Here is a 15187-nt window from a genome sequence, read left to right as displayed (position 1 = left end):
GAGAGTTATGAAAAAAAATATATTATTTATTATCCCTAGCTTATGTGCTGGTGGAGGAGAAAGAAGTCTATTGAATCTTTTAAATGAAATAGATTATAAGTTATATAATGTAGATTTATTTTTATTAAATCATAATGGTATGTTTATGGAATTTATCCCAAGGGAAGTAAATGTAGTACCACTTCTAGAAAAATTTAGGATATTTAAACTCCCGCTAAATACATCTATTATATCATTTCTAACAAAAGGTAATATAACTTTAGCTTACAATAGATTTATGTTTAGTTTGAAAAATAGAACATCAAATAACATATCCCAAAAAGAACAGTATACATGGAAATACTTAAGTAAAGCACTAGATGAATTAAATAAAGAGTATGATGTTGCCATAGGATATTTAGAAAAAACATCAACATATTTTTGTGTAGAAAAAGTTAAAGCAAAGAAAAAAATAGGATGGGTTCATATTGATTATGATAAGTTAGGGATGGACCCGAATTTTGACATATCTTACTTTTCTAAATTAGACAATATAATAACCGTGTCTGAAGAGTGCGCTAACGTATTGAAAAAAATATTCCCAAAAGAAGAGAAAAAAATAAAAGTTATATACAATATTAACTCTGCAGCTACTATAAATAAACTGGCATTAGAAAATTTAGATATAAATAAAAAAAGTGAAGAGGAAATAATGCTGTTAACTATAGGAAGGTTACATTATCAAAAAGGTTTAGAAATGGCTATAGAGGCCTGTAGTTTGTTGATGAATAAAGGATATAACATAAGATGGTATGTAATCGGAGAGGGAGAAGAAAGAAATAGTTTACAAAAATTAATAAAGGAAAAACATCTTGAGGATAATTTTGTATTATTAGGATTAAAACCAAATCCTTATCCATATATAAAACAAACAGATATATATGTACAACCCTCTAGATTTGAAGGAAAGTCAATAGCAATAGATGAAGCTAAAATTTTATGCAAACCTATAGTAGTTACTAATTTCAGTACCGCAAAAGACCAAATCACTAACGGTGAGAATGGAATAATTGTAGATATGGATCCTAAAGAGATAGCCAATGGAGTTGAATTGTTAATAAAAGATGAATCTATAAGAAAAAAATTATCTTCTAATTTATCTAAATTAAGTCTTGGAACAGAAGCAGAAATAGATAAATTATATGATTTATTAATAGATAAAAGTGATAATATTAGGAGTTAAAAGATAAGTACTACTCTTAAATAAGTTAGGAGAATATGTATATGAAGAAAAACATATTATTTGTAATGAATGACTTAAATTGTGGTGGATCTCAAAAGGCTCTTATATCAATGTTAGAAACTATAAATTATTCATTGTATGATGTAGATTTATTTTTATTAGACCATAAAGGTATATTTATGAGTAAAATTCCTAAAGAAGTTAATTTATTGCCTGAACCGGAAAACTATAAATACTTTAATATGCCTATAAAAAAGGCACTAATAGAATTAGTTAAAGATCGAAATTTAAAATTAGCTTTTTTTAGAATTTTAGCAGGATATATATTTAAAACAGAAAAAAATATAACTAGATCAGAGCAAAGAGTGTGGAAATATCTACGGTTAGGGCTTAAAAATATAGAAAAAAAATATGATGTAGCTATAGGGTTTCAAGAAAAAAATCCTATATATTTTACTGTTGATAAGGTAAATGCAGAAGAAAAAATAGGTTGGATACATACTGATTACAGCAAAATAGGTATAGATATTAAGATAGAAAAACCTTATTTTAAAAAGTTAGATTTTATAATAACTGTATCCAATGAATTACTTGGGATTTTAAAGAATATGTTTCCAAGTGAAAGTCATAAATTCAATATGATCCATAATATTGTGTCTCCTAAAATAATAAATAAAATGTTATTAGAGCAAATAGACTTAAAAAATAATAATAACATTTCAATAATTTCCATGGGAAGATTAGTTGAAGCAAAAGGATTTGAAATAGCTGTTGAAGCATGCAATATACTTATAAGAAAGGGATACTCTCTTAAGTGGTATGTTGTGGGAGAAGGTGGATTAAGAGGGAATTTAGAGAAAATGATAAGGGAAAAAAATCTTCAAGATAGCTTTATATTATTAGGATTAAAAGAGAATCCTTATCCATATATAAGACAGGCTGATATTTATGTTCAAACATCTATATTTGAAGGAAAATCCATAGCATTAGATGAAGCCAAAATATTATGCAAACCAATAGTAACAACTAATTTTACAAGTGCTAAAAATCAAATAGATCATAATATTAATGGATTTATTACACAAATTAATCCTATTTCTGTAGCTGAAGCAATAGAAAAATTAATAAATGATAAAGAATTATCAAACAAATTTATTGATAATTTAGAAAAATCATATCTTGGAACAGAAAATGAAATAAATAAACTATATCAGTTAATTAACTCAAATTGTAAAAAGAATAAGAGATAAAATTTTATATCTTTTATTCTTTCCATTAGGATATGCTTTATTTTTTAGAATAAAGAGATATTTAAAATCTCAAAAAATAATAAGTGAGTTATCTTGAAAGGGTATAAAAAATGTTATTCCAGATTTTTAATTATATAAGTATATCAATACTACTTATTTTTAGTATAGGAATATTAATAGATGTAATTCCTATGCTTAAGGACTGGTTAGGTAGAATTCATATAGGAAGATATAATGATACTTCTTTATGGAATAGAACTATAACTAATAGAGCATCAAAATGGTTGATTAAAACTCCTACTATTAAGGTAACTGACAATACTAGATTAATATTTATAGATATGATTAAGAGAAACTATAAAAATGATGCCATACAGTATTGGCAAGAAGCTGCACTATTATTAGGGCTTTCTCAATACATGAAACACGATAGAGATAAGAAGTTAGAAGAATCGGTGGATTTATTTTTAAAAAGTAAACTTGATGAGAAAGGTGACTGGAAAAGTAAACCTAAGTATGTTGATGCAGCTATATTATCTTATGCTATTATGAATTTGAACGAAGCGTACTGCAGTAAAAATAAACAAGCCTTAGATTATACTTGGAAGTTAATAAAAGATCATATAGGTGAAGATGGCACAGTACTTTATAGAAAAAGCATGCCATATACTAGATATGTCGATACTATAGGATTCATATGTCCATTTTTAGTAAGGTATGGGGTAAAGTATAATAAGTTAGAATGTATTGAATTAGCGGTAAAGCAGATACAACATTACGAAAAATATGGTATGTTAATAAATCAAGTTATACCTTGTCATGCATATGATGTAAATACCCATGTCCCATTAGGTTTATATGGATGGGGAAGAGGGGTAGCCTGGTATGCTATAGGTTTAATTGATGCATATAATGAACTACCTGATGAACATATATACAAAAAACAATTAGCTGAAAGTATTAAGAAGCTGGCTTTAAGTATTATTGAATTTCAATGTGAAAATGGAGGTTGGACTTGGAGTATAACTAGGAAGGAGACTAGACTAGATTCATCAACTACTGCTGCATTAGGTTGGTTTTTGATTAATGCAGCTATGATTGAAGATATAAACAAGCAATGCTTAGAGGCTTGTAAAAATGCTATATCCTATCTTATGAAAGTAACTAGAAAAGATGGTTCAATAGACTTTTCTCAGGGAGATACAAAAGATATAGGGGTATACTCACAATTATTCAATATATCTCCATTTACTCAAGGATATGCTGTTAGATTGATTAATTTAATAAGGCAAAGCGAGGGCTAATATGATTTCTATGCTTAAGTCATATATCAGAAGTAAATTTATAAAAGAGAGTTCGACAGAATATTTAATAAAAAAAGGATTGAAAGTGGGGAATAACTTTAGTAGACAGGGTGAATGTATTATTGATATTGGTCATTGTTGGCTGATTACTATTGGTAATAATGTGACTTTGGCACCAAGAGTGCACATATTGGCTCATGATGCTAGTACAAAAAAATATTTAGGTTATACAAAAATTGGACTAGTTAATATAGGTGATAATGTATTTATTGGTGCAGGTTCAATAGTTTTACCAGGTGTTAAAATTGGAGAAAACTCTATAATTGGTGCGGGAAGTGTTGTGACTAGAGATATTCCGCCCAATACCGTCGCAGCAGGTAATCCTGCAAAAGTAATATGCAGTACAGATGAATACATCTATAAACATAAAAATGATATGAAAGAAAGACCTGTTTTTGATAAGAGCTGGACGATAGCATATAATATCAGCGACTATCAAAAAGAGATTATGTATGAGAAATTGAAATATGGTATAGGGTATGTAGAGTAATATGATAAATTGAAGGAGCAGTGTTAATGAATAAAAATCAAAAACAATTAATTAAACATATTTCAGCTGCTATTCGTGGAAATAAAATAAATACAGAATTAAATAAAGATATAGATTGGGAGCTGCTTGTAGAAGAAGCAGATGCACACGATGTAAAAGCATTATTATATTCTTCACTATATAATTGCCAACACATAGATAATATTGATGATAGTGTGTTAAATATGTTAAAAAAAACAACGCTGCTTACTGCCATACATCAGATTCAGCATATTGAACAGGTAAAAAGAGTCTTTATGGAGTTCAATGCTAATAAAATACCAGTAATAATACTTAAAGGGCTTGTTGTAAGAGAATTATATCCTAAACCAGAACTGAGAACTATGTCTGATTCAGATATATTGATATATAGGGAAGATATAGACAAAGTTAAGAGCTTACTTTTACAGCTAGGGTATAGTGAAGCAGAAACTACTCCAGCCCATATAAGATTTGATCATAAAAAATATCTTCCAATAGAGGTACACTGGACTTTAGCAGATGAACGCTATATTTGGAATATGTCTGATTTTGAGAATAAAATATGGCAAAATGCAATGGAATTTAAAATTGGAGAGGTATCGGTTTTATCACTTTCTGTAGAGGATTTACTCTTTCACTTATGCCTACATATGGCAGTTCATACTGTAAGTAGTGGATTTGGTCTTCGTCAGCTTTGTGATTTAGTGCTTCTTGTTGAGAAAAAAGGTGCAATAATAGACTGGGATTATTTTTGTGAGAAACTAAAAAAGAATGGACTTTATAAGTTTACTACGACAATATTTATTGTTTGTAATGAGTTATTTGGCATGAATATACCACAAAAGTTAAATACAAATAATATAACACAAGCCAGTATAAAACTTCTCATTGAAGATATTTTTTCAGGTGGAATCTTTGGAAAAAGAAATCTTGCTCGTATGTATGGTAATGAATTAGTAAATATGACAGAGCATAATTCTGAAGATTATTACAAACATTTAAATAGTTTTATAGATATAATTTTTCCTTCTATTGATAATCTACCACCTAAATATTCTTATGCCCAAAAGCATAAAATATTACTTCCTATTGCTTGGATGCATCACTTTATAGCTGGTGTCTTTAACGAACAGTATTCTTTTCTTCAAAAAATAAAGTTTTTCCTATTTTCTGTTAAAATATCACAAAAACGTAGCAAATTAATTAAGTGGTTGGAATTGTAGAAATTAACCTCGGTTATTATAAAAATAGCCGAGGTAATTTAAGTTTTAGCCAGATTTCATTTTATGAAATAGCAGTAAATAAAAGAATGGGTCTTTTAGCCCATCTTAAATAAATAATAAATACATTATGTCGTTCAAATATTGTATCACGTTCAATGTTATAGGTTACATTGTTTATTAATAGAAATATGATCATATTGTTCTACTATGCTGCCATTTTCTAGTTTAAATACCCTATTACATATATCTAAAGCAGTCAATCTGTGCGTTATTATTAGACTGGTTGGAGATGGCTTTAAACTTCGAACAGCTTCAAGTACTTTAATTTCTGTATCTGTATCAAGCGCTGAGGTTGCCTCATCTAACACCAATATAGGAGTTTTGTGTAGTAGAGCACGGGCAATTGCAAGTCTTTGAGCCTGTCCTTCAGATAGTCCTAATCCTCGCTCACCTATTAATGTATTAAATCCATCTTGTAGATTTTGAATAAATTCCAATGCGCAAGCTGCACGTGCAGCAGTTTCAAGTTCTATGTCAGTTGCTTCAGGGCAACCGAAACGTAGATTATCTGCTATTGTGCCGGAGAATAGTGTATTACCTTGAGGTACATATGAAATCAGATTTCTAATTGAAGCATTGATTTCAAACTTTTTTGAGGAATTTGTAATATACGCATAACCTTTTTCAGGATATATAAGTGAAAGTAGCAATCTTATTAACGTGGTCTTGCCTTCTCCAGATGGTCCTATAAGGGCTACTACTTCACCTGGATTTATTATGAAAGATAGATTCTTTAATACAGGCTGATTTTTTTTATAATCGAAGGTAACATTTTCAAAATGAATACCAGCAGAGCTTAAATTAGGAGATATAAAACCGCTAAAATCACGATTAAGATTTTCAAGTTCCATCAACCTTTCTGATGAAGCAAAGGTTGAAACTAATTGTGGTAATGAAGAGGCAAGCCCAGAAAAAGGATACTGTATTTTTGAAGCAAGTTGTAAGAGGGCAGTAAGTTCACCAAAGGTAATAATACCTTTAGAAATATTTACTGATCCCCAACTAAATACTAGAAAAAAAATCACCCAGGAACCTAGTGAAAATATAGAGGTTGAAATTGTACTTAGACTGTTTCGTGATAACACTAATTTTAGTCTATCTTTTTGCAAAGTATTTAGCTTTAAAATATTGTTTTGTTCTTGGCAAAAGGATTTAATAATCACCATATTTTGAATGGATTCTTGAATGAAAGAACGGTATTTAGTTTCTATTTGTTGTGTCTTTATATACAGATTTTTTAGTTTACGTCCGTAAAAGCGGCTAAACAAAATTGGTACAGGTGCAAGTATTAAAGCAAGGATAGCCAAAGATGGATCAAAAGATAAGAGGGTTACAAAGGATCCAATCAATAATACTATTAGTGATATAATATTTGGAAATGTTCTAACAAGTACGTTTGCTAATGTATCAACATCATTGGTCATTCTTGTTAGAATATCTCCACTATGGTAATTTGATAACTCCATCCATTTAGTATCTGTAAGACAAGTATAAAGTCTCTTTTGTATATTGCTGCACATTTTCATATAGGTATGTGTTGATAGTATTGAAACTAAGGCTTGAGTACCTACATCTACAATTAAAATAGTTGCAAGAATTATTAAAGATTGTACCATTTTATCTGATTGTGCATGTGTAGCAGAATCAATCAACTGTTTTGACACAAGCGCCAAGTATATGTTATTCAGTGATAATATAGCTCCAAGAGTTATTATTACTATAATATGAGGAATGAATGGACGCATATATTTTGCTATCCATCTTATTTTATAAAAAATATCTTTCAAATTTAATATCCTCCTTATGTTATAAGTTGGCAACATTAAATACATTAATAATTAGAAATTTTCATCAATAGAAATATATTAGCTGTTATGAACTTATATGTAAAAAATTTAAAACATGGGATTGTTTTTACATATCAAGTTTTATACACAAAATATATATAATTTATAAAATAAGATTACTAAAAATATAAATAGACTATTTACAACTTATTTGTAAATTAATGTATTATTACTATAATTTCTTGTTTAAATTATTTTAAAAAATATAAGCAAATTAGGAATAATTTATTAATAAATTATGTACAATACATTGTTACAATAATTTTTAATAATTATAGTGACTTTAAGATATTACTAGATACTTTTTAATTCAGAGGGGGGTAACTAATGAGTGCAGTATGCGGAATTATACATATGGATGGTAAACCTGTTTCATTAGAAAATGGAAAAGCTATGATAGATAAGTTAGATATATATAAATTAGATTCAAAGGATATATGTTTTAGAAATCAAGTATTTTTTGGTTGTGGCATTCAATATATTACTATTGAATCAGAGAAAGAAAAGTTGCCATTGTTTGATGAAAGTACTGGCCTCACTATTACAGCAGATGCAATTATTGATAACCGTACTGAACTATTTGCATTACTTGATATATCAGAGGAACCTAATAAATGTATAACTGATAGTGAACTAATACTATTAGCTTATAAAAAATGGGGGCAAGATTGCCCAAAGTTTTTATTGGGGGATTTTGCTTTTGCTATATGGGATGAAAAAAAGAAGAAACTTTTTTGTGCAAGAGATCATGTAGGTAAAAGAACTTTTTATTATTATTACTCAAATAATATCTTTGCCTTTTGCACTGTAATTAAGCCATTATTTGTTGTCTATGATAAGGATGTAAATTTAAATGAAAGATGGGTTACAGATTTTCTAGCTTTACAAGGGGTGCTTCATGAATCTGAATGCAGTGAGACTATATATAAAGATATTTATCAGTTACCACCAGCATATACCATTACCTTAGATAGCGAAGGAATTAAGAAAAATCAGTACTGGAATCCCTTAAAAGAAGTACAACCATTGCGATTAAATTCTGATGAGGAATATGATGAGGCTTTCAAAAAGGTTTTTTTCGAAGCTGTACACTGTCGCTTACGCAGCAGCAATGAAGTAGGAATAATGTTAAGTGGAGGATTAGATTCTGGTTCAGTTGCATGTATAGCAGCAAACAAGCTGTCGCAGGAAGGCAAAAAATTAAAAGCTTTTAGTTCCATTCCTATGTTGAAATATAAAGATAATTTATCTAAATGCTATACTGCAGATGAAAGTGATTTTATAGAAGCTATTAGTAATAGTGTTGATAATATAGATGTGACCTATTGCAGAAGTGAAGGAAAGCATTCATTGACAAATATAGAGTCCTTTATAAATATATTGGAACAACCCTATAAGACTATTGAAAATTTGTTTTGGTACAATGAAATTATAGAAACCGCATCAAAAAATGGATGTAAGGTTTTATTGGATGGACAGTATGGAAATTGTACTATTTCCTATGGAGATTTTTTTATTCATGCACTTACATTATACAGAGAGGGAAGAATTTTAACACTATTAAAGGAAATAAGATCTTACAGTAAATTGAAGAATATACATCCGTATATAGTAAGTAAAGCTGTAACCAAAATGATTTTACCTTATAAATTTAGAAAAGCAGTAAGTAATAAATTGAATAAAAATTATGATAGATTTTCTAAAGTACCTGTAAATTCTCAGTTAGCTAAAAAGTGGAATGTAGAGAAGAGATTTGATGAAGAAAATTTAAACCAGCGTACACAGCGATATTATGATTTATATGAAACTCATAAGCAGATTGTTAATCCAGTAGCCTTCTCTCATATTGGTACAATGGAAACAAAACTTTCTTTAGCTAATGGAATAGTTAAGAGAGATCCTACAAGAGATAAACGAGTTATAGAATTTTGTCTTAGCTTACCTACTGAACAGTTTGTAAGAAATGGTCACGAAAGATATCTAATACGTAGATCTATGGAGGGAATATTACCTGATAAAGTAAGACTTAATAGATCTACTAGAGGGCTACAAAGTGCAGACTGGATTCAGAGACTTATACCCGAATGGGAACATATATATGATAAATTAGAGGCATGTTTAAGTGATAGTAATATTAATGCATATATAGATGTAGACAAACTAAAAAAAGAATTATCCTCTATAAGAGATATACCGGATGAAAAGAAATGGTACTCAATACGTATGATTATAATTAGTTTTATTTTTTCATATTTTCTTAAGGATTTTTATAAGTATACTTAATGCTAACAATAGGACATTTTCTTTCTTATGATGTCATATTATTTAATATTAATAATGTGACTTTATAATAAAGAAAAATATAAATATTATTTATTGAAGGGAGGGGGATTTATGGAAAAGAAAAACTGGAGTAATCCTGAAATATGGGATTTAAGGATTCAAAACACAGAATCAACATGGAAACAAACTGACGATCATGATGGAATTTGGACTCAAGTATATGATGAAAATGGCGATCCTCATGATTGGCAAAAGCATTCCTAGATATTAATTACATGAAATTTATGTCTCAAAAGGCAGTAAGATGCCTTTTGAGACATTTCTATAATATTTAATAATGGAGAATTGCTGATGATTCTGGATAATGAAATAGTAAGAAAATATACTTATAAAGTTTATGGAATGGATATTAAGTCTGAGATTTTCCTGCCAGAGCTGTTACCAGTAAGTAATAAAGAAGATGACTATGCCGATGTAACTATTTCTTATGGGGTAATGCCTAAAGATATAAGACATGAATTAGAAAATGGTCAAATGTATAGGTTTAGAAAAAATGAAATGTGGTTTAGTATAAAAGAGGTTGCCAACTACTATATATATAATGGCAATACTATTATAGTAGAGCCTTATCTTAATGGTAATATGGAATATATAAAAATATTTCTACTCGGAAGTGCTTTTGGTATGCTGTTAATTCAAAGAGATATGGTTGCTATACATGGTAGCACAGTTATAGTGGATGGACAAGGTGTAATATTTACAGGGGAAAGCGGTACAGGTAAATCAACATTAACCGCTGCTTTTAGGGAGAAAGGTTATGCTTTTCTGGCTGATGACGTTTCTGTTACATCAAAAGGAATTGATGGAGTCTCTATAATTAATCCAGGTTATCCTCAGCAAAAACTATGTAAGGATGCTATGGAAAAAATGGGTTATGATACGGATAAGTTTATTATGATAGATAGTGATAGAGATAAATATGCTATACCTGTATGTAATGATTTTTTTAAAGAAGCAGTATCTCTAGGAGCTGTGTTTGAATTGACTGTTGGAGAAGTAAATAATGTGAGTATTAACGAGATTGTCGGAAGTGAAAAATTAAAAGTACTTCTTAAAAATATATATCGTATTGAATTAACTAGCTATGTTGGAATGAGTCCATCTTATTTCAAAAATTGTATTGATATTGTAAAAAAGATACCTTTATATAGGGTTATAAGGCCCAAAAATAGCTTTTCTGTTGAACAACAAATTGAACTTATAACTAAAACATTAAGATCTATCAATAGAAAATCTATATAAGTATAAAAGGGAGGCTAAGTATGATGATAAGGCCAAATTTAGATATAGACACAGTAGTAGTTAAAAAGTCAGGTATTGACACAACTGATATTGATGGAGAAAAGGCAATGATGGACTTAGATAACGGGCGGTATTTTATTTTAAATGAAGTTGGAAGCAGCATATGGGATATTATATCTGAGCCATGTTCTGTAAGAGAGATAGTTTCACACCTAATGAAGGAGTACGATGTAGATGCTGCAACTTGTGAACATAGTACTCTTAAGTTTTTAGAAGAATTGAATAATGCTGAATTTATCACAATTAAGTAGAAAAGTAAGAACCTTTATAAAAATTAATTTAAAGAGAAAGTGTTGTTTTTTGAGGCTTTCTTACTGTGTGGTATGGCTCGTATGATTATCAAAATGATGCCTTTTAATAAAATAAAGGGTTATATCGGTATATATATGAAAGAATCTCCTCATGAAATAGATGTTTTACATTATAAGACAATTAAAAAAGTAGCCTGGGCTGTAAATCAGGCCAGTAAATATACTCCATGGGAAAGTAAATGTCTGGTGCAGGCCCTTACGGCTCAGAATATGCTCAAAAGACGTAAAATATATAGTACTTTATACCTTGGTGTAGCCAAGAAGGGAAGCAAAAATATAAATGCCCATGCGTGGCTTAGGTGTGGACAAGTGATTGTAACTGGTGGATATAGACGTGAAGATTTTAAAGAGGTGGCTAAATTTTCTAATGATGTGTTAACTTAATTATGATTATACAGCAATGTTGTATAGTCATAATTTTTTACTATTTTTGGAGATTTTTTCATTTCATAATTCGGGAAGATTATTAGTTGTTAATGAAAGTATTAAAAAATGTGATGCAATAGTAGTTCTGTCAGGTGATAAGAAGGATATTTGTAGATAAATTATAAAAAGGAACAGTCATCTGTTCCTTTAATTATTATTATAAAGATTATATTAACTTACGTATTTTAGGATAGGTTCTTATGATAAAACATCTGAGAGGAAGAAGCAGTAACCATACTGAGGAAAGCAGTCTCCACCAAATGTTTATACATTCTATTCTTTTATTTTCTCGCCAAACTGCAATGATTATGGCAACTAACTGGTCAGGACGAAGGGGCCCCTCAATCCACTGTTGGGCGTCACCAACTATATAAAAACAATCTATTTCTTTTCTGTATACTCTATGCATTACATACTCATTAGAGTCTCTTAATATCATTACGATATCACCACGATGTATATTGATAAAACTTGTATTAGATAATTCTACACTGTCGATATGCTCTCTCAAAAAAGGGTACATACTCAGGCCTGTTACAGTTATCCGCGTACTTTTTCCTGTGTCTAATATCTCTTTTATAATAGGAAATATTAATTCTGATTTTACTTGTTTTACTACCTTAGCCATTATTATACCAACTCCATTGATTGACTGTCAGGTCTTCATTATAATAAATTTTTATTCTAATAGTCCTTTCTCTTGTATTGCAGAAATAAACTCTTGTACATCGGCTCTTGTAGTCGCTTCATCAATATCATATTCTTCTAAAATAGACGATACCAATTCGTTTATATCAGAACCTTTTTCTAGATTACGCCATAGTAATGCACCACTCTCACTTAGAGTCATCAATCCATTAAATTCTACTACTCTCTCTCCGATAGGGACTACTATCCACGAGTCAGCTACCTCACGGAGTATAAATCCTTTTTTTATTCTCATAAAATCACTCCTCAAAATATAATATACTTAATATAAATAAGAGGATAATTTAAAATATGCTATGATAAACCAGCTCCATTGCTTCCTTATCTGGTGTACATTTCAATAAATAAACAGGAGTTGAAGTAATAATCTTTTCTAAATTATCTATTGCGATATCCATTAGTTTATCATCATAATAGGGTAAGAAACACCTTGGCATAAGTCGGAGTACTGCTTCATGATTATCAAGACGTCGGATAGAGTTTTGGGGAGCTTGCTCCAGCATTACAATAGCTGTAAGAGGAACATGTGTATTTATAAATTCATTTGATGAACCACTCCAAGGAGTACCATATACATAGGGAATACCATCCTTTACTCTTACTGCAGGGCGGTCTCCATTGATAATTTTTGCACCCCTGTGTATCTTCCATAGGTTTGCATGAGTAGATTTTCCAGTTTCTGATGGAGCAGAAAACAGAACACCGCTACCTTCCAATTCAATGGCAGAGGCATGTATTACAATACCCTGATGAAACAAAATTCGGTTGCGGAATACAATTTCACCAAAAGCACCTGTGATAATATATTTACTATTAAGTTTATTTTTTAGAAACGTAATAGTAGCATTATTCCAATTATTATTTACATTAAGCATATACGTAATTTCATCAGGTCTTTCCTCACAAATGTAAATAAAGAATTCATTATCATAAGGGCTTTGACACCATGTTATCCACTCATTCATCAATATCTTGCCTTCAGGTTTATTAATTTTAGTACAATTATTAAGGTGAATTTTCAAATCAGGATTTTCTATACGAGATGATAAAAATGAATTAAAGCTGTCTAATATACACGGATCAGAAGCTGTCATTTCAATAGGTATATCTCCAATATCATATCTAAACATTTAAAAATCACCTCTTTGTTCATTATTTTTTATAATTTTTCATTAAAAACAAAATATGATTTAACACTGTGGGCAGTGGTATACACATCCAGGATGATTACCTGGAAGTTCAGAGCTATTACCGTATCCAAAATAATTGGTATCTCCGTTACCGCTAGGTGGTAGAGGGTCATTAACACAGCGAGCTACTCTTTCCTCAATTCTAAGCTCAACAAATTCAAAGGTAGGTTTAACATATTTTTTCATTAAAATATTCCCCTTTCTATATATTTTTAAATTTTTTATTTATGCTTCACTTGAATTTGATTATAAATAAATTTGAAAATAGTACTATTAGTGATACATTTAGACTATCTTTGTGTTGTTATTGAATTTATAAAACAATAAGTAATTTATAAGTTTTTCCTTATTTTAGCTAGCTCACAAAGATATTGGGCTGGTTTATCATAAAATCCTGTTTCTACTTGAAGTCGTGCAGGGCAGGACATGCAGTAGTCTTTTAAAGAACATTGATCGCACTCTCTACAGATCGGAACAGAGGAACAAAGATCTTGTAGTTCATTCCAGGCTGCTGAAAACCCTTTTTCGAATGGAGAGGAGTGTGGGTTATTCATCAGCGCACAAGGAGTCATTTTTCCATCCCAGGTTACCCAAAAGGCACATTTACCAGATGGACATTTAAAAGCATCATTTTTATTTTCAATTAGTTTCTTATCAGTAACATCAGTTATATTAGAACACTCATCAGCTTGTTTCTTATTTAGTGTTTCTTTTGGTTTATCTCTAAAATACTTGTCCACATATAGCTCATACTCAATTAATTCTTTAGGAGATAAACGGTGGGATTCAGGGCAAGTGCTACAGTCTTCACGTCTTGGAGAAATATAATTAACAATACCAAATTCTACACCGCGTTTTTCAGCAAATTCAGCAAGTTCATCAAAATCCTTAGCATTATCCTGTATTACAGTTGTTTTTAACCATAGATTTATATCTTTCGATAGAAGCAAATCAATTCCACGAACTGCAGACTCAAAGCCGTTAGCATTACCACATACTTTTCCATAAGTTTCAGGAGAAGCGCCATACATTGTAATCCCTATCCTCGAGGGTGGTATACGGCTAAGCCATTTTGCTATCTCAGGAGTTATCATTGTTGCATTGGTATAGAGCTCTATATTAAAACCCATCATAGAAGTTTCTTCATAAATTCTTTTAAAATCAGGGCGTATAAATATTTCTCCACCAGTAAGTAGTAAGTACAGCATACCCTCATCACGAGCCTCATGAGCAAGGCGTATCCATTCTTCAGCAGAGCGTTCACTATGCATTGCCTCTTTATCATTTATAGGTCTAGCAACATAACACATTTTACATTTAAGATTACAGCGAGAAGTTAGCTCAAACTGACCAGCAATAGGTATTTTTTTTGATTTTGCCTGATTTATTAGTTTGTTACCAAGCTGACCCCATGTTGTACTCATTATTTA

Annotated in this window: 16 protein-coding genes; 10 read left to right on the top strand and 6 right to left on the bottom strand. The window is 30.2% G+C overall.

Translation table 11 applies throughout. The features are described from left to right. The first annotated feature begins 7 nt into the window (after nucleotides 1–7). From CPJCM30710_RS07030 to CPJCM30710_RS07010, 5 genes are all read left to right on the top strand, one after another. On the top strand, nucleotides 8–1222 hold the full coding sequence (locus CPJCM30710_RS07030; protein WP_212903465.1) for a glycosyltransferase: 1215 nt from the start codon (nucleotides 8–10) through the stop codon (nucleotides 1220–1222). Between the two features lie 41 nt (nucleotides 1223–1263). Further along, complete coding sequence (locus tag CPJCM30710_RS07025; RefSeq protein ID WP_212903464.1) at nucleotides 1264–2472, top strand: glycosyltransferase; 1209 nt, start codon at nucleotides 1264–1266, stop codon at nucleotides 2470–2472. A 110-nt stretch (nucleotides 2473–2582) separates the two neighbouring features. After that, nucleotides 2583–3776, top strand: coding sequence for a glycoside hydrolase family 88 protein (locus tag CPJCM30710_RS07020; RefSeq protein WP_212903463.1), 1194 nt, complete (start codon nucleotides 2583–2585; stop codon nucleotides 3774–3776). 85 nt (nucleotides 3777–3861) lie between these two features. Next, nucleotides 3862–4326, top strand: coding sequence for a DapH/DapD/GlmU-related protein (locus tag CPJCM30710_RS07015; protein WP_246503485.1), 465 nt, complete (start codon nucleotides 3862–3864; stop codon nucleotides 4324–4326). A gap of 26 nt (nucleotides 4327–4352) precedes the next feature. After that, nucleotides 4353–5570, top strand: a complete 1218-nt coding sequence (locus CPJCM30710_RS07010) for a nucleotidyltransferase domain-containing protein (RefSeq protein WP_212903462.1) — start codon at nucleotides 4353–4355, stop codon at nucleotides 5568–5570. A 158-nt stretch (nucleotides 5571–5728) separates the two neighbouring features. Here the strand turns inward: CPJCM30710_RS07010 and CPJCM30710_RS07005 are convergent, their stop codons facing one another. Further along, nucleotides 5729–7417, bottom strand: a complete 1689-nt coding sequence (locus tag CPJCM30710_RS07005; protein ID WP_212903461.1) for an ABC transporter ATP-binding protein — start codon at nucleotides 7415–7417, stop codon at nucleotides 5729–5731. 387 nt (nucleotides 7418–7804) lie between these two features. On the opposite strand from CPJCM30710_RS07005, the gene CPJCM30710_RS07000 reads away from it, so the two are divergent. The 5 genes from CPJCM30710_RS07000 to CPJCM30710_RS06980 all read left to right on the top strand — a co-directional run bounded on the left by CPJCM30710_RS07000 (nucleotide 7805) and on the right by CPJCM30710_RS06980 (nucleotide 11817). Beyond that, nucleotides 7805–9760 carry an asparagine synthase-related protein gene (locus CPJCM30710_RS07000; RefSeq protein ID WP_212903460.1) on the top strand — a complete coding sequence of 652 codons (1956 nt, stop codon included), beginning with the start codon at nucleotides 7805–7807 and terminating at the stop codon, nucleotides 9758–9760. A 111-nt stretch (nucleotides 9761–9871) separates the two neighbouring features. Beyond that, the gene (locus CPJCM30710_RS06995) at nucleotides 9872–10024 is read left to right on the top strand and encodes a hypothetical protein (protein WP_212903459.1); all 153 of its coding nucleotides are present in this window, start codon (nucleotides 9872–9874) and stop codon (nucleotides 10022–10024) included. 87 nt (nucleotides 10025–10111) lie between these two features. Further along, nucleotides 10112–11062, top strand: a complete 951-nt coding sequence (locus tag CPJCM30710_RS06990; RefSeq protein WP_212903458.1) for a phosphoenolpyruvate carboxykinase (ATP) — start codon at nucleotides 10112–10114, stop codon at nucleotides 11060–11062. A gap of 20 nt (nucleotides 11063–11082) precedes the next feature. Further along, nucleotides 11083–11373: a lasso peptide biosynthesis PqqD family chaperone gene (locus CPJCM30710_RS06985; RefSeq protein ID WP_246503484.1), complete on the top strand. Its 291-nt coding sequence runs from the start codon at nucleotides 11083–11085 to the stop codon at nucleotides 11371–11373. An 81-nt stretch (nucleotides 11374–11454) separates the two neighbouring features. Then, the gene (locus CPJCM30710_RS06980) at nucleotides 11455–11817 is read left to right on the top strand and encodes a lasso peptide biosynthesis B2 protein (protein ID WP_246503483.1); all 363 of its coding nucleotides are present in this window, start codon (nucleotides 11455–11457) and stop codon (nucleotides 11815–11817) included. A 208-nt stretch (nucleotides 11818–12025) separates the two neighbouring features. Here the strand turns inward: CPJCM30710_RS06980 and CPJCM30710_RS06975 are convergent, their stop codons facing one another. From CPJCM30710_RS06975 to CPJCM30710_RS06955, 5 genes are all read right to left on the bottom strand, one after another. Then, nucleotides 12026–12487 carry a S24/S26 family peptidase gene (locus CPJCM30710_RS06975; RefSeq protein ID WP_212903457.1) on the bottom strand — a complete coding sequence of 154 codons (462 nt, stop codon included), beginning with the start codon at nucleotides 12485–12487 and terminating at the stop codon, nucleotides 12026–12028. A 51-nt stretch (nucleotides 12488–12538) separates the two neighbouring features. After that, nucleotides 12539–12802 (bottom strand): PqqD family protein, encoded by a 264-nt coding sequence (locus CPJCM30710_RS06970; RefSeq protein ID WP_212903456.1) that lies wholly within the window; start codon nucleotides 12800–12802, stop codon nucleotides 12539–12541. Nucleotides 12803–12851: 49 nt separating this feature from the next. Further along, a complete protein-coding gene (locus tag CPJCM30710_RS06965; protein WP_212903455.1) occupies nucleotides 12852–13697 on the bottom strand; it encodes a hypothetical protein in 846 nt (281 codons plus the stop codon). Nucleotides 13698–13757: 60 nt separating this feature from the next. After that, nucleotides 13758–13943: a hypothetical protein gene (locus CPJCM30710_RS06960; RefSeq protein WP_212903454.1), complete on the bottom strand. Its 186-nt coding sequence runs from the start codon at nucleotides 13941–13943 to the stop codon at nucleotides 13758–13760. Between the two features lie 146 nt (nucleotides 13944–14089). After that, nucleotides 14090–15181: a radical SAM protein gene (locus CPJCM30710_RS06955; RefSeq protein ID WP_212903453.1), complete on the bottom strand. Its 1092-nt coding sequence runs from the start codon at nucleotides 15179–15181 to the stop codon at nucleotides 14090–14092. Nucleotides 15182–15187 lie beyond the last annotated feature (6 nt).

The sequence above is a fragment of the Clostridium polyendosporum genome, assembly GCF_018332455.1.
Classification (GTDB): domain Bacteria; phylum Bacillota; class Clostridia; order Clostridiales; family Clostridiaceae; genus Clostridium_AY; species Clostridium_AY polyendosporum.
This window is presented reverse-complemented; position numbering and strand designations above follow the sequence as displayed.